The sequence below is a fragment of the Dyella thiooxydans genome, from assembly GCF_001641285.1.
Lineage (GTDB): Bacteria > Pseudomonadota > Gammaproteobacteria > Xanthomonadales > Rhodanobacteraceae > Dyella_A > Dyella_A thiooxydans.
The window spans coordinates 1,410,122-1,428,938 of the sequence record NZ_CP014841.1; the positions used below are offsets into that span (position 1 = coordinate 1,410,122).

General features: G+C 69.0%; 22 protein-coding genes. 12 read left to right on the forward strand and 10 right to left on the reverse strand.

What is annotated here, in order from left to right:
• The first annotated feature begins 131 nt into the window (after positions 1-131).
• The 7 genes from msrB to ATSB10_RS06495 all read left to right on the forward strand — a co-directional run bounded on the left by msrB (position 132) and on the right by ATSB10_RS06495 (position 6,384).
• On the forward strand, positions 132-602 hold the full coding sequence (gene msrB / locus ATSB10_RS06465) for a peptide-methionine (R)-S-oxide reductase MsrB (RefSeq protein ID WP_063671409.1): 471 nt from the start codon (positions 132-134) through the stop codon (positions 600-602).
• A gap of 60 nt (positions 603-662) precedes the next feature.
• Entirely contained in the window at positions 663-1,085 is a 423-nt protein-coding gene (locus ATSB10_RS06470) for an FKBP-type peptidyl-prolyl cis-trans isomerase (RefSeq protein WP_063671411.1), read from the forward strand.
• A 104-nt stretch (positions 1,086-1,189) separates the two neighbouring features.
• Positions 1,190-2,692: a S10 family peptidase gene (locus ATSB10_RS06475; protein WP_063671413.1), complete on the forward strand. Its 1,503-nt coding sequence runs from the start codon at positions 1,190-1,192 to the stop codon at positions 2,690-2,692.
• Positions 2,693-2,893: 201 nt separating this feature from the next.
• On the forward strand, positions 2,894-4,468 hold the full coding sequence (locus ATSB10_RS06480) for an FMN-binding glutamate synthase family protein (protein WP_063671415.1): 1,575 nt from the start codon (positions 2,894-2,896) through the stop codon (positions 4,466-4,468).
• A gap of 78 nt (positions 4,469-4,546) precedes the next feature.
• The gene (locus tag ATSB10_RS06485; protein ID WP_063671418.1) at positions 4,547-5,050 is read left to right on the forward strand and encodes a thioredoxin family protein; all 504 of its coding nucleotides are present in this window, start codon (positions 4,547-4,549) and stop codon (positions 5,048-5,050) included.
• 88 nt (positions 5,051-5,138) lie between these two features.
• A complete protein-coding gene (trxC, locus tag ATSB10_RS06490; protein ID WP_063671420.1) occupies positions 5,139-5,576 on the forward strand; it encodes a thioredoxin TrxC in 438 nt (145 codons plus the stop codon).
• Positions 5,577-5,670: 94 nt separating this feature from the next.
• Positions 5,671-6,384, forward strand: a complete 714-nt coding sequence (locus ATSB10_RS06495; RefSeq protein ID WP_063671422.1) for an SH3 domain-containing protein — start codon at positions 5,671-5,673, stop codon at positions 6,382-6,384.
• 207 nt (positions 6,385-6,591) lie between these two features.
• Here ATSB10_RS06495 and ATSB10_RS06500 read toward each other — a convergent pair whose 3' ends face one another.
• Positions 6,592-8,154, reverse strand: coding sequence for a protein adenylyltransferase SelO (locus ATSB10_RS06500; protein WP_063674369.1), 1,563 nt, complete (start codon positions 8,152-8,154; stop codon positions 6,592-6,594).
• Between the two features lie 107 nt (positions 8,155-8,261).
• Between ATSB10_RS06500 and ATSB10_RS06505 the strand changes: the two genes are divergently transcribed.
• The 5 genes from ATSB10_RS06505 to ATSB10_RS06525 all read left to right on the forward strand — a co-directional run bounded on the left by ATSB10_RS06505 (position 8,262) and on the right by ATSB10_RS06525 (position 11,490).
• On the forward strand, positions 8,262-8,642 hold the full coding sequence (locus ATSB10_RS06505; RefSeq protein WP_063671423.1) for a VOC family protein: 381 nt from the start codon (positions 8,262-8,264) through the stop codon (positions 8,640-8,642).
• Positions 8,643-8,871: 229 nt separating this feature from the next.
• Positions 8,872-9,270 carry an OsmC family protein gene (locus ATSB10_RS06510; protein WP_063671424.1) on the forward strand — a complete coding sequence of 133 codons (399 nt, stop codon included), beginning with the start codon at positions 8,872-8,874 and terminating at the stop codon, positions 9,268-9,270.
• Positions 9,271-9,327: 57 nt separating this feature from the next.
• Entirely contained in the window at positions 9,328-9,918 is a 591-nt protein-coding gene (locus ATSB10_RS06515; protein WP_063671425.1) for a DUF1415 domain-containing protein, read from the forward strand.
• A gap of 2 nt (positions 9,919-9,920) precedes the next feature.
• Positions 9,921-10,475 (forward strand): demethoxyubiquinone hydroxylase family protein, encoded by a 555-nt coding sequence (locus tag ATSB10_RS06520; RefSeq protein WP_205631102.1) that lies wholly within the window; start codon positions 9,921-9,923, stop codon positions 10,473-10,475.
• Positions 10,476-10,548: 73 nt separating this feature from the next.
• Positions 10,549-11,490: a bifunctional helix-turn-helix transcriptional regulator/GNAT family N-acetyltransferase gene (locus ATSB10_RS06525; protein ID WP_063671426.1), complete on the forward strand. Its 942-nt coding sequence runs from the start codon at positions 10,549-10,551 to the stop codon at positions 11,488-11,490.
• 77 nt (positions 11,491-11,567) lie between these two features.
• Here ATSB10_RS06525 and ATSB10_RS06530 read toward each other — a convergent pair whose 3' ends face one another.
• The 9 genes from ATSB10_RS06530 to ATSB10_RS06570 form a co-directional block, all read right to left on the reverse strand.
• Entirely contained in the window at positions 11,568-12,002 is a 435-nt protein-coding gene (locus ATSB10_RS06530) for a hypothetical protein (protein WP_063671427.1), read from the reverse strand.
• Positions 12,003-12,064: 62 nt separating this feature from the next.
• Positions 12,065-12,385, reverse strand: coding sequence for a hypothetical protein (locus ATSB10_RS06535; RefSeq protein ID WP_157469120.1), 321 nt, complete (start codon positions 12,383-12,385; stop codon positions 12,065-12,067).
• Between the two features lie 72 nt (positions 12,386-12,457).
• Complete coding sequence (locus tag ATSB10_RS06540; protein WP_063671431.1) at positions 12,458-12,751, reverse strand: hypothetical protein; 294 nt, start codon at positions 12,749-12,751, stop codon at positions 12,458-12,460.
• Between the two features lie 74 nt (positions 12,752-12,825).
• Positions 12,826-13,047, reverse strand: a complete 222-nt coding sequence (locus ATSB10_RS06545) for a hypothetical protein (RefSeq protein ID WP_063671433.1) — start codon at positions 13,045-13,047, stop codon at positions 12,826-12,828.
• 202 nt (positions 13,048-13,249) lie between these two features.
• A complete protein-coding gene (locus ATSB10_RS06550) occupies positions 13,250-13,954 on the reverse strand; it encodes a pseudouridine synthase (RefSeq protein ID WP_063671434.1) in 705 nt (234 codons plus the stop codon).
• Entirely contained in the window at positions 13,951-15,015 is a 1,065-nt protein-coding gene (locus ATSB10_RS06555; protein WP_063671436.1) for a class I SAM-dependent methyltransferase, read from the reverse strand. Before ATSB10_RS06555 ends, ATSB10_RS06550 begins: the two co-directional genes overlap by 4 nt.
• Before the next feature lie 137 nt (positions 15,016-15,152).
• Positions 15,153-15,521, reverse strand: a complete 369-nt coding sequence (locus ATSB10_RS06560) for a YajD family HNH nuclease (protein WP_063671438.1) — start codon at positions 15,519-15,521, stop codon at positions 15,153-15,155.
• Positions 15,522-15,717: 196 nt separating this feature from the next.
• On the reverse strand, positions 15,718-17,724 hold the full coding sequence (locus ATSB10_RS06565) for an OPT family oligopeptide transporter (protein WP_063671440.1): 2,007 nt from the start codon (positions 17,722-17,724) through the stop codon (positions 15,718-15,720).
• Between the two features lie 87 nt (positions 17,725-17,811).
• Positions 17,812-18,786, reverse strand: coding sequence for an alpha/beta hydrolase (locus tag ATSB10_RS06570; RefSeq protein ID WP_236886509.1), 975 nt, complete (start codon positions 18,784-18,786; stop codon positions 17,812-17,814).
• Between the last annotated feature and the right edge of the window lie 31 nt (positions 18,787-18,817).

Here is an 18,817-nt window from a genome sequence, read left to right on the forward strand (position 1 = left end):
CGGCTGTTGAAAAGCACCTCCGGCATTCGCTGGAATCCAGTCCCCTCCCGTTCCACGCTTGCACCCGAAAAAGCTTGGACAACCCAGCCTCACACCCCACCTCGCCACTACCGCCACCCGCTGGAGCCGCCATGTCCCGCTTCGATCTCACCCCACCTACCGACGCCCAGCGCCAGACCATCACCGCCGGGCTGACCGCGGACGAGCGCCGCGTACTGCTCCAGCACGGCACCGAGGCGGCGTTCTGCGGGGTATTCCTGGACAACAAGAAGGACGGCGTCTACACCTGCCGCTTCTGCGGGCTGCCCCTGTTCCGCTCCAGTGCCAAGTTCGACTCCGGCACCGGCTGGCCGAGCTTTTTCGCCCCCTACGACGACGCCCACCTGCGCTACATCCGCGACACCAGCTACGGCATGGTGCGTACCGAGGAAGTCTGCGCCCGCTGCGGCAGCCACCTCGGCCACGTGTTTCCCGATGGACCGCCGCCGACCGGTCACCGCCACTGCCTGAACTCAGTGGCATTGGACTTCGTCGAACAGGGCGACGCGCTGCCGGATGTGCTGCATCGTGGCGGTCCGGAAGGCCGGCCTGACGCAAGCTGAGCCGGTGCGGGCAGCACGGCCGGCTACAATCCCGAATCGCTCTCACCTACAGGATCAACCATGCGCCGACTGCTCTGCCTGCTCCCGCTCCTGCTCGCCGCCTGCTCCTCGCAGCACGCCGCCCCCGCCGCCGACATCCCCGCGATGCAGAGCATCGATACCGTGGTCGGCACCGGCCCGGTGGCCAAGCCCGGCGACACGGTGGAGGTGAACTACACCGGCTGGCTGTACGACCCGAAGGCGCCCGACCACCACGGCAAGAAGTTCGACGCCTCGCAGGACCACGGCGGCACCTTCGCCTTCCCGCTCGGCGCCGGCCAGGTGATCAAGGGCTGGGACGAAGGCGTCGCCGGCATGCATGTCGGCGGCAAGCGCACGCTGCTGATTCCCTCGTCGATGGGCTACGGCAGCCGCGGCGCGGGTAGCGCGATCCCGCCGAACGCCGCGCTGGTGTTCGACGTGGAGCTGGTCAGCATCAAGTGATCGACACGGCCCCGGCCGATCCGGCCGGGGCCATGACTTCCTGCACGGTTGCCGCCGGAAGCGTCCCGCTAGGGTCGTGGGCTTTCCCCGCAAGGACCCCACCCGTGCGCCACGTACTTTCCTGCGCCCTGCTCGCCGCGCTCGCTGCCGGCACCCCCGCCCTCGCCTTCTGCGCCGACCAGCCGGCCAAGCCCGACACCGCCACCGCGCCCGCCGACAAGGCCTTCCACCTGCCGCCGCTACCAGCCGATGCGCACGTGTCGCAGACCGCGCAGATCGACGGCCGCACGCTGAAGTACACCGTCACCGTGGGCTCACTGCCGGTGCGCAACGAGAAGGGCGAAGTGACCGGCGAGGTGGTCTACACCGCCTACACCATGCCCGGCAAGGATCGCCCGGTGACCTTCGCGGTCAACGGCGGCCCGGGCGCCTCCTCGGTGTACCTCAACCTCGGCGCGATCGGTCCGAAGCGGGTGAACTTCGGCGTGGCCGGTGCCAATCCGTCCGACCCGGCCACCCTGCACGACAACCCCGGCACCTGGCTGGGCTTCACCGACCTGGTCTTCATCGATCCGGTCGGCACCGGCTTCAGCCGCGCGCTGGTCGACGACAAGGAGGCCACCAAGCTCTTCTACAGCACCGACAACGACATCAAGTACTTGTCGCGCATCGTCTACGACTGGCTGGTGAAGAACGGCCGCATGGACTCGAAGAAGTACCTGGTCGGCGAGAGCTACGGCGGCTTCCGCGGCCCGCGCATGACCGACTACCTGCAGACCCAGCTCGGCGTAGCCATCAACGGCCTGGTGCTGGTCTCGCCCTACCTCGACCCGGCCGCCTCCGATGACGAGAACGTCTCGCCGCTGCCGTGGATGCTCACCCTGCCGTCGATCGCCGCCGCCAACCTGGAGCGGGAGCACAAGCTCACCGCCGAAGCGATGGCGCCGATCGTCGACTACACCCGCACCACCTACGCCACCACGCTGATGCAGGGCCGCAGCAACCCCGCCGCCACCGCCGCGATGATCAACAAGGTCACCGAACTGACCGGGCTGGATCCGCTGTTCGTCAAGCGCTCCGGCGGCCGCATCGAGACCCAGGCCTACCTGCGCGAGATCTATCGCGCCGAAGGCAAGCTGGGCAGCCGCTACGACTCCAACGTCACCGCCTGGGATCCGTTCCCGACCGCCCCGCAGCAGGAAACCGGCGATCCGATCCTCAACGGCATCATCGCCCCGACCACCACCGCGATGGTCAACTTCGTCACCAAGACCGTGGGCTGGAAGATCGACGCGCGCTACAACGCACTCAGCTACCAAGTGAACCGCCTGTGGCACCGGGACAAGGACGCCAACCGCGGCTCGGTCAACGAGCTGCGCGAATCGGTGGCGAACGATCCGGGCCTGCGCGTGCTGATCGCCCATGGCTGGGACGACCTGTCCTGCCCGTTCATGGCCTCGGTGCTGATCGTCGACCAGATGCCGGCGATGGGCGACCCGACCCGCGTGCAGGTGAAGGAGTACCCCGGCGGCCACATGTTCTACGCCCGCCCGGACAGCCAGCGCGCCCTGCGCAACGACGTCGAGAAGCTCTACGGCGTGAAGTGATCCGGAGCGCCGCGCCGGTCCGCCGGCGCGGCGCTTCATGTCGCATCGACGCCACCCGGGGCACGCTGGTGGGCAGACGCGGCGCTTGCCGCCTCGCCAGCTCCGTCCCGGCGCACCGCTTCCGCGGACCGCGATGCCGGACGGCCATCCACGCGGCGTGTCGACTCCCTTGCGCGACGTGCCGCCTGCCGGAGCCGTCGCATGTGGCGCCAACTGTTCTACGCGCTGTCCGTCCTGGCCATCCTCGCCGTCGCTGCCCTCGTTCCGTTCCATCCCGAGGCCGCCTGGGCCTTCGCGGTCATCCTGCCGCTGGTCGCGCTGGGCCTGTACGACATCGCCTCGCCGCGCAACGTGCTGGGCAACTACCCGATCATCGGGCACCTGCGCTACATCATGGAGTTCATCAGCCCGGAGATCCGCCAGTACTTCCTGGAGGACGACAAGAGCGGGCGCCCGTTCAACCGGCAGCAGCGCGACCTGGTCAAGTCGCGCGGTGCCGGCAGCAGCGGTACGCATCCGTTCGGCACCGAGTACGACGTGTTCGCCTCCGGCTTCGACTTCGCCGTGCACTCGATCGCCGTCAAGCAGGTGCCGAAGACCGCCGAGCGCATCACCGTCGGCGGCCCGCAGTGCCGCCAGCCCTACGACAGCTCGCGCCTGAACATCTCGGCGATGAGCTTCGGTGCACTGTCCAGCCACGCGGTGCTGGCGATGAACAAGGGCGCGGCGATGGGAGGCTTCGCGCAGGACACCGGTGAGGGCGGACTCACGCCGTACCACCTCGAACACGGCGCCGACGTAATCTGGGAGATCGGCTCGGGCTACTTCGGCTGCCGCACCAGGGACGGCCGCTTCGACGACGAGGACTTCCGCCGCAAGGCCGCCGATCCGCACGTGAAGATGATCGAGATCAAGCTGTCCCAGGGCGCCAAGCCCAGCCACGGCGGCATGCTGCCGGGGGCCAAGGTGAACGCCGAGATCGCGCGCATCCGCGAAGTGCCTGAAGGAAAGGACTGCCTGTCTCCGGCCGCGCATCCGGAGTTCGACACACCGCGCGGCCTGCTCGCCTTCGTCGCCCGCCTGCGCGCGCTGTGTGGCGGCAAGCCGGTGGGCTTCAAGCTGTGCATCGGCCGGCGCAGCGAGTTCCTCGGCATCTGCAAGGCGATGCTGGACACCGGCACCCTGCCGGACTTCATCACCGTGGACGGCGCCGAGGGCGGCACCGGCGCCGCACCGGTAGAGCTGTCCGACCGCCTCGGCCTGACCATCAACGAGGCACTGCCGTTCGTGCACAGCGCCCTGGTCGGCTGCAGCCTGCGCGACAGGATCCGCCTCATCGCCAGCGGCAAGGTGGTCACCGGCTTCGACCTGGTGCACAAGATCGCCATCGGCGCGGACATCTGCAACGTGGCGCGGCCGATGATGTTCGCCGTCGGCTGCATCCAGGCCCTGCGCTGCCACACCAACACCTGCCCCACCGGCGTCGCTACCCAGGACAAGCGCCGCGCCCGCGCGCTGAAGATCGACGAACGCGCCGAACACGTGCGCCGCTACCACCGCGCCACCATGGACAGCTTCATCGAGATCACCGGCGCGATGGGCGTGGCCCACCCGGACCAGCTCGAGCCGCGGCACATCCTGCACCGCATGCCCGACCAGCAGGCACGCGACTACGGCCAGCTGCACCACTACCTCGCGCCGGGCGCACTGCTCGGCGACACGGTACCCGCACCGTTCGCCGCACACTGGAACGAAGCCTCGGCCGAGCGCTTCTGAGCCATCCGGGGTAACCCGACCGCCGGTTGCAGCGATAGAGCAAGACCGCGGCACCCGCCGCCCGCTTCCGGACGCCCCATGCGACGCTTCCTGCTTGCCCCGCTCCTGCTCCTCGCCAGCCTCGCGCCCGCGCTGGCCGACACCCCGGCACACGCGGCCGCCTTCACCGGCATCACCCGCTGGATCAACTCGCCGCCGCTGACCATCGAAGGCCTGCGCGGCAAGGTGGTGCTGGTCGACTTCTGGACCTTCGAATGCATCAACTGTCTGCATGCGCTGCCGCAGGTCAAGGCACTCGATGCGAAATACCGCGACCAGGGACTGGTCGTCGTCGGGGTGCACACGCCGGAACTGGATGCCGAGCGCGACACCGGCAACCTGCTCGCTGCCGTGAAGCGGCTGGGCATCACCTACCCGGTGGCGCAGGACAACAGCTACGCCACCTGGAACGCCTGGCACAACCAGTACTGGCCGGCGCAGTATGTGGTCGACCGCCGGGGACGCGTGGTCTACACGCACATCGGCGAAGGCGGTTACGCAGCGATCGAACACGCTGTGCAGCAGGCGCTGGCAGCGCGCTGAACTGCCGCAGGCGGAAATCATGGCGGGGACTTGAGCCTGCCGGCGCGGCCATCATGTTGCGGACCAGTCACCCGAATCCGGACTCGTCATGACCTCACCGCTCGCCGTCCCCTGTCCGCACTGCAGCGCCCTCAACCGGGTACCGGCCGAACGCCTCGACCAGCACCCGAACTGCGGCCGCTGCCACCAGCCCCTGTTCGGCGGTCATCCGCTGGAGCTCACCACCGCCAACTTCGATGCCGTGGCCGGGCGCGGCGACCTGCCGGTGCTGGTCGACTTCTGGGCCACCTGGTGCGGCCCGTGCCTCGGCTTCGCGCCGATCTTCACCGCGGCAGCACGCGAATTCGAGCCGCGCCTGCGGCTGGCCAAGGTGGATACCGACGCGCAGCAGCCGCTGGCGCAGCGCTTCGGCATCCGCTCCATCCCCACCCTGATCCTGCTGCGCGAGGGTCGCGAGATCGCCCGCCAGTCCGGTGCGCTCAATGCCGGACAGCTGCGCCAGTTCGTCGCGCAGTCGCTGCGCTGAAATTCGCCTGGCGCACTTGCACGCGAGGATGGCGTGGCACAACCTGAGAGGCGGCGGGCAGCCGGCCCGCCAGCCACGACCGGAGAGCCTCACCATGAAGCGCCTGATCTGGTTGTCCTCGCTGCTCCTGCTTGCGCTCGCCCCCGCCGTGGCAACCGCCGCGGATGGCTACGTCACCGCCAGCGTCAACCTGCGCGCCGGGCCGGATATCGGCTATCCGCGCATCGACACCATCCCGGTCGGCTACAGCATCCAGATCTACGGCTGCACCAGCGGCTGGGTGTGGTGCGACGTGGGCTTCCGCGGCGACCGCGGCTGGGTGGCCGGCAGCTACATCGAGTTCTACGACAACGGGTACTACCAGCCATTGCCGCAGTACGGCGCGCAAGTCGGCATCCCCGTCGTCACCTTCACGATCGCGCTGTACTGGTCGAACTACTACAGCCACCGGCCGTTCTACCGCGAGCGCAACGTCTGGTACGCGCGGCCGATCCCGCATCGCCCGCCGCCACCCCCGCCGCATCGCCCCTGGCATCGTCCCCCGCCACGCCCCGGGGTCCGTCCACCGACTGGCGGTGGCCTGCGCCCGATGCCGCCGCCCCGTCCGCGGCCGGAGGCTCGTCCGCAACCCAGGCCACAGCCAACCACGCGACCGGCACCGCGCCCGCAACCCGCGGCGAGGCCACAGCCCCGGCCGATGCCGGCGGCCCGGCCTGCACCGTCACAGGGCAAGGGGCACGGCAACGCGAACGACAACGGCCGCGGCAAACCGAACGATCGCAAGCGCGACGATCGCGGCGGGCACTGAGCCCGGGGTTACCACACGCCGTGCAGGTCGGCTCCCGGCCAGCGCCGGGGTGGCGGCGGAAACACGGCAGTCACCCGGCAAGGACCCGGGCCACCCCGGCGATCCCAGCCGCTGAGCCCGTCATGCCGACGAAAACCGGCATCCGGGTCTTGCTCTCGCTAGCTGGATAGGCGCCGGGCCACGCCCTCATCCCGGCGGGCGCGCCCCTCACGAACTGCACGACAGCATCGAGCAGCCCGCCTTCTCCTTCGCCCAGTCCGGTCGCTTGCCCGCGTAATGCTCGCGACCCGGCTGGTCGTCGTAGGGACGACGCATCACCTCGAGCAGGGTGTGCACGCCGGACAGGTCGCCCTGCGTAGCCAGGTCGATCGCCTCCTGTGCCAGGTAGTTGCGCAGCACATAGCGCGGGTTGGCCAGACGCATGCGCTCGCGTCGCTGCAGCGCAGGCTGCGCATCCTCGCCCAGCCGCTTCGCGTAGCGCGCCAGCCAGTCGCGCAGCTCGCCGTCGAAGCGCTCGCGCAAGGCCAGGTCGTAGAACGCCTGCTCCATCGCCGCCGTCGGCTGCGGCCGGGCCGGGTCGAAATCGAGCAGTGCGCGGTAGAACAGCGTCATGTCGATCTGCGCCTGCACCATCAGCGTATGCAGCTGGCTGTGCAGCACATCGTCCTCGGCGCGCGGCTCGGCCAGGCCCAGTTTGTCGGCCTGCATCCGGCGCTCGACCGTCGCATAGGTGCTGGCATACCAGTCCAGCCCGGCCTGCAGCGGCCCGGTGCCGGCGAACAGCGGTGACAGCGCCGAGGCCAGCCGCGACAGGTTCCACCACGCCACCTGCATCTGCTGGCCGAAGCGGTAACGGCGGCGACCGGCGTCGGTGGTGTTCGGCGTCCAGTCCGGGTCGAAGTTGTCGATCCAGCCGTAGGGGCCGTAGTCGATGGTCAGGCCGAGGATGGACAGGTTGTCGGTATTCATCACGCCGTGCACGAAGCCCACCCGCATCCACTGCGCGATGGTCTGCGCCGTACGCTCGCACACCTCGCCGAACCATTCGGCGTACAGCGCCTCGCCCGAGCCCTGCAGATGCGGGAAATCGCGACGGATGGTGAAGTCCACCAGTTGCCGCAGCAGCGCATGGTCACCCCGCGCGTACGGCAATTCGAAGTGGCCCAACCGGATGAACGACGGCGCCACCCGGCACACCACCGCGCCGGGCTCGAACTCCGGATGGCCGTCGTAGAACATGTCGCGCAGCACCGTCTCGCCGGTGCCGACGAGGCTCAACGCACGCGTGGTCGGCACGCCCAGGTGATGCATCGCCTCGCTGCACAGGAACTCGCGGATCGACGAGCGCAGCACCGCCCGCCCGTCCGCCGTGCGCGAGTACGGCGTGGGCCCGGCGCCCTTGAGCTGCAGCTCCCAGCGCTCGCCCTTCGTGGTGACCACCTCGCCCAGCGAGATCGCCCGGCCGTCGCCCAACTGCCCGGCCCAGTGGCCGAACTGGTGCCCGCCGTAGTTGCTGGCCCAGGGCTGCATGCCCTCCAGCAGGCGGTTGCCGCCGAACACCTCGGCGAACCACGGCGATGCCACATCCGCCTCGCTGAAACCAAGCGCCTGTGCCATCTCCGACGAGTGCGCCAGCAGTCGTGGCGACGCGACCGGTGTGGGATCGACGCGTGAATACAGCGCACCATCCACCTGCCGCAACCGGGATCCCGCCTCGGGGTCGGCGGGCAGCTCGCGGAGGAACGCGTTGTCGAAGGTCATTGGGGTCATGCCGGGATGGTTGAGGCGAAGCGGGCCGGACGCAAGCCGCGCCCCGCGTCGCATACCCGATCGGTGTACGTTCCCACCCATCCAGCCGCCTCGCCGGGGAATCCACCGTGAAACGCCTGTGGACCATCATCGGAGTCGACGATGTCGCCACCAGCTTCCGCTGGTACCAGACCCTGCTCGGCCTGCCCCCGTCGCAACCGGCGCACGACGACTTCGGCCAGATCCTCGACGGGGACGGCACCGTCCTGCTCTGCCTGCATGCCTGGGGGGAGCACGACCATCCGTCGCTGCACAGCCCCGCCCATGCCACACCCGGCAACGGGCTGCTGCTGTTCTTCCGGATCGATGATTTCGACGCCGCGCTCGAACGCGCCCGCACCCTGGTGCCAGTGCTGGACGCGGAACCCGGCATCAATCCGAACACCGGTACCGCCGAATTCGCCCTGAGCGATCCGGATGGCTATCGCGTGATGATCAGCGCGCAGTGAGCCGCCGGGCGATGCCTGCGGATCACTCGGCACCGCCCAAGCCCAGGACGCCGGACAGCGCTTGCACTCCACCGCCGGCCGCAGGCGCGGGACGCATTGCCAACCGGAGGCCGCAAGCGCAGCCTTGCCTTGCTCCCGGGTAGCTCAAGCCCGGGCCAGCAGCCCGGCCGACCGATGACTCCAGATCGGACGAAAAGGCGCTCCAGACCAGGAAAAACCGGGAGAAATCATGCAGATTTCGGCGTTTGTCAGAAGCGGCGATGGCGAGCACGAGGCTCGCGTTGCAACCGGTGGCAGCGAACAGACGCTTCCGGTATCAGCCAAGCCAGGCGGCGGCTCGGCGGTCAACGGCGGCGAGTTCCTGATGCTCGCGCTGGCCACCTGCTACTGCAACGACCTCTACCGCGAGGCGCAGCGCATGGGCATCGCGCTGACCCGGGTGGAAGTGGAAGCGCACGCGGAATTCGCAGGCGTCGGGCTGGCCGCCCGCGACATCCGCTATCGCACCCGGGTGGAATCGCCGGCATCCCCGGAACAGATCGGCGATCTCATCCGCCAGACCGACGCCGTGGCCGAAATCCACAACACCGTGCGCGCCGGCGTGCCGGTCACCCTGGAACAGAGCTAGACGCACGGGACGAACGCGACCCCGCTATAGTCGCGGCCCGTCCACGGAAGCACCGCCATGTCCGACGCCTCCCCCTTCATCACCGCCGGCCTGACCCCGGAAGATGCGCCCTACATCGAGGCGACGAATCGCTGGGTGGAACGGGCCGTAGTGGGCCTCAACCTGTGCCCGTTCGCGCGCGCGCCCTTCATCCAGGGTCGCATCCGCTATGCGGTGAGCCACGCCCGCAACACCGACGCCCTGCTCGACGATCTCTGCGGCGAGCTGCAGAGCCTTGCCGCGGCCGATCCCGCCGAATGCGAGACCACGCTGCTGATCCACCCGCACGTGCTGGTCGACTTCCTCGACTACAACGACTTCCTCGACGTCGCCGATGCCGCGGTGGAGACGCTCAAACTCGACGGCGTGCTGCAGGTTGCCAGCTTCCACCCGCACTACCAGTTTGCCGACACCGCCCCCGACGACGTGGAGAACGCCAGCAACCGCTCGCCGTTCCCCACTCTGCACCTGCTGCGCGAAGCCAGCGTGGAACGCGCCGCCGAGGCCATGAGCGACCCGGACGAGATCTATCGCCGCAACATCGACACCCTGCGCAAGCTGGGGCGTGAGGGGTGGGAGAAGCTGGACGTAGGTACACCGCGCTCCTGAGGATGGATACGCCGCAGCCGAGGACCATGCTGTCCGGGCGTCGCGTGGCGCCCGGCGATCGCGTGATCAAGGTCGACCATGCCGGCGAGCACGGCGCCATCTGCATCTACCGCGCCCAGATCCTGCTGGCGCGCCTGACGGCACCGGCGATCGTCGCCGAGTTGACCGAATTCCGCACCCATGAGGAACGTCACCGGAGTCTCTTCGGGGCCGAGCTGGCTCGACGTGGATGCCGGCGCTGCCGCAGCTACTGGCTTTGCGGCCTCGGCGGATACGCGCTGGGCTTCCTCACCGGGCTATGCGGCTCGAAAGCCATTGCCGCGACCACCGCCGCCGTGGAACAGGTGGTGCTTCGCCACCTGCAGCAGCAGATCGACGACCTGCGCGACTCCGATCCGGCCGCGGTAGCGGTCATATCGTCCATCGTGGATGACGAACGCCTGCATCACGATGCGTCGGTCCGGCGGCTCGAGGGCAGCAGTCGGTGGTTGCGGACCATCACTCCGATCGTCGCCGCAGCAACAGAAGCAGTCATCTGGCTGGGCATGCATCTGTGATGACCCAGCCCCGGCAGGCGTTGGCCCAGCCGCCCGATTGACGCCGGCTCAAATACCTGACTAAAGTCAGTCAATGGACACACGCCAGATCGAACAGGTCCGCGCATTCAACCGTGCCGTCACCCGGCGCATCGGTGCGCTGAGCGACGACTACCTCGGCCGCGGCCGCCCACTCGGCGAATCGCGGCTGCTGTTCGAGATCGGCCGGGATGGCGCGGACCTGCGTGACCTGCGTACCCGCCTGGGGCTCGACTCCGGCTACCTCAGCCGCCTGTTGCGCTCGCTGGAAACGCAGGGCCTGGTTGCCTCGCAGCGTGCCCCCGGTGACGGTCGCGCACGCCGCGCGGTGCTGACCCGCAAGGGCCTCGCCGAGTGGCGGGCACTCGACCGGCAATCGCAGGACGTCGCCACCTCGCTGCTCGAGCCACTCGGAGCGTCGCAGCGCAGTCGCCTGATCGCCGCCATGACCGAGATCGAACGATTGATGCGGGCGTCGGCCGTCGTGATCGAACCGGTCGACCCCGGCAGCGCCGAGGCCCTGGCGTGCTTCGACGCCTACTTCCACGAACTTCAGCAGCGCTTCGAAGGTGGATTCGACCCCGCCCTGACGGTGTCGGCGGCTCCCGCCGAACTGGTCCCGCCGGCGGGCGTACTGCTGCTGGCGCGCCTCGACGGCCGCGCGGTCGGCTGCGGCGCGATGAAGGTAGGCTCGCGCGGTGTCGGCGAGATCAAGCGGATGTGGGTCGACCCGACGGCGCGCGGCCTGGGCATTGCCCAGCGCCTGTTGGACGCGATCGAGGCCCGTGCCGTGGCATTCGGTCTCACCACGCTGCGGCTCGACACCAATCGCGCGCTCACCGAGGCGCGCGCGATGTACCTGCGCAACGGCTACCGCGAGATTCCGGCGTACAACGCCAACCCCTACGCCCACCACTGGTTCGAGAAGAAGCGGCGCAAGGTCGACACCACGTTCGGTGGTGCGACCGGAGCCACCAGCGCTCCCGGTGTCCTGTAGACGTCCCTGCCGATTTGCATCCGGTTACCCGCTTGGAAGCCAGTCAGCGGGGCGGCCACCTTCACCAGCCTCCGTGGTCAAGCCGTGCCGTCTCGCGGCGCGCGCTCCGGCGAATCGCCGGGTCCCTGCCGGGCGAACCACATCGCAGGCGCCACGGCGAAGAAGAACAGCGACGCGAGATACACGCTGCCGGAGACCGGATCGCGCGAAGCAATGTACTGGCCGGGTGAGCGGGCACCGAGAAAGTAGGCCACGCACAGTTCCGCCCCGATCAGCAGGACGAAGCCAACCAAACCAGCAAGCAGTCGCCGCGCGCGCCCCAGTTCCGCGTGGCGATGGGCCAACCTCCGGGATGCCCAGACAATCACCGCTAGCATCACCGGCGTCTCCAGCAGCTCGGCGATACGGACACCGAAGGCTGGGACAAGCAGCGGAATGCGTATGAACGCCAGTGCGAATCCTGTGCCGAACACCCACAGGAAGTAGACCAGCCCTGCCTTGAGGATACGCATGAATCCGCCTGTGGGGTCTGACGATGGCGCCCATCAGTGCGGTAGGGGCGCCTGGAGGGATGCTAGGCGTACAGGAACAACAACGCCACGGACACGATCCCGGCCAGCAGAGGAAAGGCAATGAACACCAACTCCAGTGTCCGGAATCTGGAACGAGGTGAAGGCAGCTTCCGGAAAGAGGCGAGAGCGAAGGCGCTGGCTACCAGCGAGAGCGTGGCGCAAAGCATCAGGCCGAAAACAATGATGCCCATGGCGACATTGCCGCAGGCGAACGCGTGAGCCACACGCTGGGCCTCCGCATCCCGCTGGAGGGCGAACAAAGCCCAAAGCGGCACGCCGATATAGGCCATTGACGCGATGACCAGAGATGCCTTGCGGCTCATTGCGCTAACGCAAATGTGGGCGGAAACGCAAAGCCGTTCGCTTGCTCGCCGAGCTGGACACGCCGATGCGCATCAAATGACGTCCCTGAGAAAGACCATCGCGCCAACGCCGACAACGATGGGAACCCACACTATTGGGGCCTGCCAGATCCGTAGCGCGGTAGCCCTGCCGAACTGCACCGAGCCCGCTCCAAAGACGCGCAGGCCGGACAGGAATCGGAACATGACAAACGCCACGACGGACATGCATGCACCGATCCCGAGCATGACCAGTGGCGCAAAACCGAACAAAACCTGCATGCCCGCAATGACGAGTGGACATGATGCAACCACATACGAATTCCTGCGCCTGGTTTTCTCATCCATGCAACTGGGCTCCTGAGCGACCAACACCTGAATTTCGGTCCTAGCCGCGAAGCGGCGCCGGCTTGAATGAATGATTACGCTTCACCGCGGTCGGCCGATCTCACCTTGAGATCACGAACCTCTTGCCGAAGTTGCAAAACTGGACCTTGGCTCAGCAATAGGATGCCGAGCGCAAACGCTGCCACGAGCCAGCCCTCGGCACCCAAGCCTGCCTGCCGCGCAATGGCGTTACCGGCAAAGGACGCGATGACTACGCCGATGATGGTGACAACGGTGGCGACTGCCTTGAGGTTCATATGACTTTCCCTGTGGTGCCCAGCTAAAGCAGGCTCGAAATTGCAGTGTAATCCGGCAAACCGGCCCCTGCCGCACAGTCAACAACCAAGCCCGACACATTCAGCTTCAATGGACCATCACCTCCTGCCGCCCAACCGATCCGTCCAAACCCGCAGCACGTCCCGGCATTGCGACACCTTGCCCCGCTGGCTGTAGCCGCCGTCATCCCCCGCCGAAAATCGACGCCACGTCTCCCTCCCCCAGCATCCGCCACTCCCCCGCCGGCAGCTCACCCAGGCCCAACCCGCCCACCGACACCCGGTGCAACGCCTCCACGTGATTGCCCACGGCGGCGAACATGCGGCGGACCTGGTGGTAGCGGCCTTCGTGCAGGGTGAGGCGGGCCTTGCGCGGTTCCAGCACGTCCAGTTCGGCGGGCAGCAGCGGGGTGGTTTCCGATTCCAGCATCAGGGTGCCGCTGGCGAAAGCGGCCGCTTCGTCGCCGCGCAGATCGTTGGCGAGGGTGACCTCGTAGACCTTGGGCACGTGGGACCTGGGCGAGATGATCCGGTGCAGCAGGGCGCCGTCGTCTGTGATCAGCAGCAGGCCGCTGGTGTCGCGGTCGAGGCGGCCGACGGTGGAGAGCGCCGGGTCGCGCATGCGGTAGCGCGGCGGCAGCAGGTCGTAGACAACGCGGCCGCCGTCCTTGCGCGAGCAGGTGACGCCGAGCGGCTTGTGCAGCATCAGCACCATGCCGGCTGGCGGGTCCAGCGGTTCGCCGTCGAGGCGGATGTTGGCGTGCTCCACCTTGTCGTCGGCGTAGAGCACCCCGCCACCGGCGTCGGTGATGCGGCCTGCGCGGAACATCCACTGCACGTCCTTGCGGCTGCCGTAGCCCAGGTTGGCGATGAGCTTGACCAGTTTCATGCGTGCACTCCGCGGGCGGCGATGACCTTGAAGCCGCCTTCGTCGACCACGGTGCGCGCCTCGGCAAAGTGGACGGCGAGCGTGGCCTCGTACGGCAGGTGACGGTTGGCGACCAGCCAGAGCTGGCCGTTGGGCGTGAGCACGCGGGCGGCGGCGGTGATGAAGGCCCGACCGAGTTCCGGCTGGTCGGCACGCCCCTGGTGGAACGGCGGATTGCTGAAGACGGCGTCGTAGCGACCCGGCAGGCCCGCGGTGACGTCGTGCCAGTGCAGCGAGACCGCCACCGGGTGCCCTGCCCGGGCCTGTGCTTCGGCGAGGTTCTGGTGCGCGCAGACCAGTGCGCGCTGCTCGGCCTCGAAGCCGTCCAGCGCGGTGACACCGGGGCAGCGCGCGATCACTTCGCTGGCGAGGTAGCCGTAACCCATGCCGAGGTCGGCGACGTGGCCGGCCAGATCCGGCGGCAGGTGCGCCGCCAGCAGCGCCGAAGCCGCATCCACCCGGTCCCAGGCGAACAGGCCGGGCCGGCTCCAGTAGCCGGCGGCGTTGCGGCGCGGCGTGTCCAGATCCAGCCATTGCGCCAGCCGCTCGGCGTCGTGCGTGCCGTCCAGCGGCGCGGTCCAGAACACGCGGCATTTGTGCTTGGAGAGGTGGCCGCCCGGCGTCGCCAGCGCGGCGAGATCCGCCTGCGCCGATTTCGCCCCCTCGGCGTTCGGCACGCAGGCCAGCACCACGCCGCCGGGTGCGGCGAGCTGCACGGCGCGGGCGAAGGTGGCGCGCGCCTCCTCGCGCTGGCGCGGCGGCAATACCAGCACCAGGTCGAATCGCTCGTCGTCGATCTGCGCGTCCACGCTCAGGCGGCTGCGCGCGAGCGCCTCGGCGAACGGCTTGAAGCTCTGCTCGCAGCGCCAGCCGGGCCTGGCCATCTCGCGCAGGCGGAAGCCGTCGCGGGCACGCAGGAACAGCACGCGGGCGTTCGCCGGCAGGCGCAGGGCACCCTCTTCCAGCGGCAGGAACAGGGCATCGAGCACGTCGTCGACGGGGGCGGCGGCTACAGGGGACATCGGCACGGCTTCAGGCGGCGGGCGGGCCGTGATTGTACGCGGGGTGGCGGGGGCGGTCGGGATCGAGGGAGCGCTGGGCGGCGGGGTCGCGGGGTCGCGCACAGGGTGCGCTCCTACGGGGCGCGCGGGGCTGGTGGCTATTTGCTGTTGCGTTCCAGCATCGCCTTGAGGTCGGCGAAGGGGTTGCCGGTGGCCGGGGCCTGGGTGTCGCCGGTGTCGAGCGTGCCGGCGTCGTGGTCGAGGTAACGCTGATGCTCGTTGTCGTGGCAGTACAGGCACAGCAGTTCCCAGTTGCTGCCATCGGCCGGGTTGTCGTCGTGGTTGTGGTTGCGGTGGTGCACGGTGAGCTGCTGCACGTTGCTGCGGTCGAACTCGCGCGCGCAGCGGCCGCAGATCCACGGATACATCTTCAGGGCGCGGTCGCGGTAGCCATGGCCGCGCTGTTCGGCGGCGCGGCGGGCTTCGGCGACGATGCGGTCGAGCTTGCTGGGATCGTTGGGGGGCATGGTGTCGGGTCGGGTTGATGAGGTGATGCGCCGGTGGCTCCGACCGGGGACGTGGAAAGACGCTGGATCCCAGCTTGCGCCGGGATGACGACAAGGAGGGCCGCCGCAACCCGGGATCACTCGCCCCCCCGATGTCACAACTCCAGATGGCATCAAGCGGTGCCGAAGCTGCACCGCTGATGCCATGCCGAGGTGGTTACGCCCCTGCCCGGCCCATCCGCGCCACCCAGCGGTACAGCACGAATACCACGATGGCGAACGCGCCACCGCCCAGCCACACGGCGTAGTCGTCGAAGCCCCCACCGACCAGCGCCAGCGGGGCGTCCTTGTTGAGCCCGAGCTTTTCGGCGAACGCCTTGATCGCGGCAATCACCACGCCGATGATGCTCTCGCCCACGATCAGGCCCGAAGCCAGCAGCACGCCGAGCTGCTTCACCGGCTCGGCACGCGGCCCCTTGTCGGCCTGGCGGTCGTAGACCCAGCCCACCACCGAACCGACCACCACCATCAGGGTGGAGACGGTCGGCAGGTAGATGCCCAGGCCCACCGCCAGCGGCGGCAGGCGGAAGCGGCTGACCCGGGCCAGTACCTCGTCGATCAGGATGATCGCCGCGCCGATGCCCGCGCCCGTCCAGATCAGGCTCCAGTCGATGTTGCCCTGGATCACGCCCTGCGCCAGCGCGGAGATCAGCCCCGCCTGCGGCGCCGGCAGCGCGTTGGCCGGGTTCACCCCCGGCGCGCCGAGGAAGCCGTAGGCCTGGTTCACCAGGTCCAGCACCGGCGGGATCACCGCCGCGCCGGCGATCACGCCGACGATCAGCGCCGCCTGCTGCTTCCACGGCGTGGCGTCGACCAGCTGGCCGGTCTTGAGGTCCTGCAGGTTGTTGTTGGCGATCGCCGCCACGGTGAACACCACCGCGGTGACGAACAGCGAGAACGCCACCAGCGCCTTGCCGGTATCCGGCGCCAGGTGCGGCTGCACGAACGCCGCCAGCAGCAGCGAGGCGCAGATCACCACCAGGATGCCCACGCCCGACAGCGGGCTGTTGGACGAGCCGATCAGGCCGGCCATATAGCCGCACACGGTGGAGACGAAGAAGCCCATCAGCACCACGAACGCCACGCCGCCGATCGCCAGCATCGCCACCGCATTGCCCAGCCCGCTGACATTGGCGAAATGGCCGAGCAGCCAGGCGATCGGCACGAAGCAGGCCAGCGTGACCAGGCCAACCAGACCGATCGGCATGTCGCGCTCGGTGCGCGGCAGCGTGTCGGCCTGCCCGGCCTTGCGCACGCGATTGGCGGCCATCGCGCCGGCCAGGCCGCTGGCAACCGGCTTGACCAGCTTGGCCAGGGTCCAGATCGCCGACACCGCGATGGCGCCGGCGCCGACGTAGCGCACCTTGTGGCTCCAGGTGGCCTGGGCCAGGTCGGCGATGGCGCCGGTGCCGCCGGCCAGCGCGGCGTAGTGCGGCACACCCCAGCCCCAGCCGATCAGCGCACCGACCAGCATCGCGATGCCGACCGAGATGCCGACCAGGTGGCCGATCGCGAACAGCGCGAACGACAGCCCGAAGTCGAAGCCGGTGACGCCGCCGCGGTCGTTGACCTTGAAGTACTTGACCACGTCGGAGGCGAAGATCTGCGTGGCCACCACCACCGCGAACACCGCCGAGACGATCGAACCCCACAGCACGGCGAGCAGGCCCGAACGGCTGTCCTCGGTGGGCGTGTCGGTGCTGTCGTCGCCGGCGCCGACCTTCAGCACCTCGGCGCAGGCCACGCCCTCCGGATACGGCAGGTCCGAGCCGGTCACCAGCGCGCGGCGCAGCGGGATCGAATACATCACGCCGAGCACGCCGCCCAGCGCGCAGATGGCGAACGACAGCCAGAACGGGAAACCGGTCCACCAGCCGATGATGATCATGCCGGGCAGCACGAAGATGATCGACGACAGCGTGCCGGCCGCCGAGGCGATCGTCTGCACGACGTTGTTTTCCTGGATGGTGGAATCCTTGAAGCCCTTCAGCAGGGCCATCGAGATCACCGCCGCGGGAATCGAAGTGGAGAACGTGAGGCCGGCCTTCAGGCCGAAGAACACATTGGCGGCAGTGAACACGACGGTGATCACCACGCCGATGATCAGGCCGCGTACGGTCAGTTCGGTGCGCGGCTCCAGGCCCGGCGCTTTGGGTTGGCTCACGTGCAGGACTCCCCGGATGGACAAGGGCCGAACGATAGCGTGGATCGCCCCCGCATGGCAGCGCGCACCGCCGCATGGGCCAGCGGCTCAGCCGCGCGGCGGGAATGCCCAGCGCAGGAAGTCCGGCAGCACGGCCGCCCAGGCCGGCTGGTCGTGGTGCGCACCGGGCACCACCTCCAGCGCGACCTGACCCCGGCGCGGCGGATCGGCGGGGCCGCCCTCGAAGACGCGATCGCCGAGCTGGCGCAGGCCGCGAAGTGTGTGGCCATCCGGGGCACGCCAGCCGTTCACCAGGTCCTGCACGTCGTCCACCGCGTCGATCACGCCGTCGTGGTCGCGGTCGGCAGTCTCCTCGCCGGTGCCGACCGACAGCCACAGCCGCAGGCCCGGTCGTGGGGGACCGCGATCGACCATGCGCAGCGCCAGCCGTGAGCGCTGCACGGCATCGGCACTGCCGCGGTCGGCCGCCACCCAGAACGAGGGCGAGAAAGCGCCGACCGTGCCGAACCGGTCCGGCGCGTTCCAGCCCAGGCCGAAGGCACCCAGGCCGCCGAGCGACCAGCCCAGCACGGCGCGCCCGCGCGGCGTGGGTTCGGTGCGGTAGTGGGCGTCGACGTAAGGCAGCAGCGTGCCGATGAACCATTGCGCGTAGGCGGCCGCGTTCCTACCGATGGGTCCGACCGGCGAGCCGCCGACGATCGGTCGGTGGCGACCGCGGTCGAACAGGCCGTATTGCGCAAGCCGGTCCGGCAGCGCATCGACGGCGACCACGATCACCGGCGCGATGGCATGCGTGCCTTCCAGCCGGGCCAGCGTGGCGCGCATCGCCACCGCGTCCATGTCCTGCCCGTCGTTGGCGTACAGCACCGGGTAGCGCGCCCTGCCCTGGGCGTAACCCGGCGGCAGGAACACGCGCACATGGAAACCGCCCGGCGCCAGCGCGCCTCCGGGGAGCATGAACCGCTGCGTGTCGAGGCTCGGCGATGGGCCTGCCGCCCGCGCCGCCCCCGTGCCCAGGGCGGCCAGCCAGAACAGCGCAAGACAACGACGAACGTACCGCATGCCAGCGCTCCCGCAGCGAACAGCCGCCACC

Bases quoted from the DNA above. Each gene is read 5' to 3' on its own strand.
- msrB (WP_063671409.1), top strand. From the start codon at position 132: ATGTCCCGCTTCGATCTCACCCCACCTACCGACGCCCAGCGCCAGACC.
- ATSB10_RS06470 (WP_063671411.1), top strand. From the start codon at position 663: ATGCGCCGACTGCTCTGCCTGCTCCCGCTCCTGCTCGCCGCCTGCTCC.
- ATSB10_RS06480 (WP_063671415.1), top strand. From the start codon at position 2,894: ATGTGGCGCCAACTGTTCTACGCGCTGTCCGTCCTGGCCATCCTCGCC.
- ATSB10_RS06485 (WP_063671418.1), top strand. From the start codon at position 4,547: ATGCGACGCTTCCTGCTTGCCCCGCTCCTGCTCCTCGCCAGCCTCGCG.
- trxC (WP_063671420.1), top strand. From the start codon at position 5,139: ATGACCTCACCGCTCGCCGTCCCCTGTCCGCACTGCAGCGCCCTCAAC.
- ATSB10_RS06495 (WP_063671422.1), top strand. From the start codon at position 5,671: ATGAAGCGCCTGATCTGGTTGTCCTCGCTGCTCCTGCTTGCGCTCGCC.
- ATSB10_RS06500 (WP_063674369.1), bottom strand. From the start codon at position 8,154: ATGACCCCAATGACCTTCGACAACGCGTTCCTCCGCGAGCTGCCCGCC.
- ATSB10_RS06510 (WP_063671424.1), top strand. From the start codon at position 8,872: ATGCAGATTTCGGCGTTTGTCAGAAGCGGCGATGGCGAGCACGAGGCT.
- ATSB10_RS06515 (WP_063671425.1), top strand. From the start codon at position 9,328: ATGTCCGACGCCTCCCCCTTCATCACCGCCGGCCTGACCCCGGAAGAT.
- ATSB10_RS06520 (WP_205631102.1), top strand. From the start codon at position 9,921: ATGGATACGCCGCAGCCGAGGACCATGCTGTCCGGGCGTCGCGTGGCG.
- ATSB10_RS06525 (WP_063671426.1), top strand. From the start codon at position 10,549: ATGGACACACGCCAGATCGAACAGGTCCGCGCATTCAACCGTGCCGTC.
- ATSB10_RS06530 (WP_063671427.1), bottom strand. From the start codon at position 12,002: ATGCGTATCCTCAAGGCAGGGCTGGTCTACTTCCTGTGGGTGTTCGGC.
- ATSB10_RS06535 (WP_157469120.1), bottom strand. From the start codon at position 12,385: ATGAGCCGCAAGGCATCTCTGGTCATCGCGTCAATGGCCTATATCGGC.
- ATSB10_RS06540 (WP_063671431.1), bottom strand. From the start codon at position 12,751: ATGGATGAGAAAACCAGGCGCAGGAATTCGTATGTGGTTGCATCATGT.
- ATSB10_RS06545 (WP_063671433.1), bottom strand. From the start codon at position 13,047: ATGAACCTCAAGGCAGTCGCCACCGTTGTCACCATCATCGGCGTAGTC.
- ATSB10_RS06550 (WP_063671434.1), bottom strand. From the start codon at position 13,954: ATGAAACTGGTCAAGCTCATCGCCAACCTGGGCTACGGCAGCCGCAAG.
- ATSB10_RS06555 (WP_063671436.1), bottom strand. From the start codon at position 15,015: ATGTCCCCTGTAGCCGCCGCCCCCGTCGACGACGTGCTCGATGCCCTG.
- ATSB10_RS06560 (WP_063671438.1), bottom strand. From the start codon at position 15,521: ATGCCCCCCAACGATCCCAGCAAGCTCGACCGCATCGTCGCCGAAGCC.
- ATSB10_RS06570 (WP_236886509.1), bottom strand. From the start codon at position 18,786: ATGCGGTACGTTCGTCGTTGTCTTGCGCTGTTCTGGCTGGCCGCCCTG.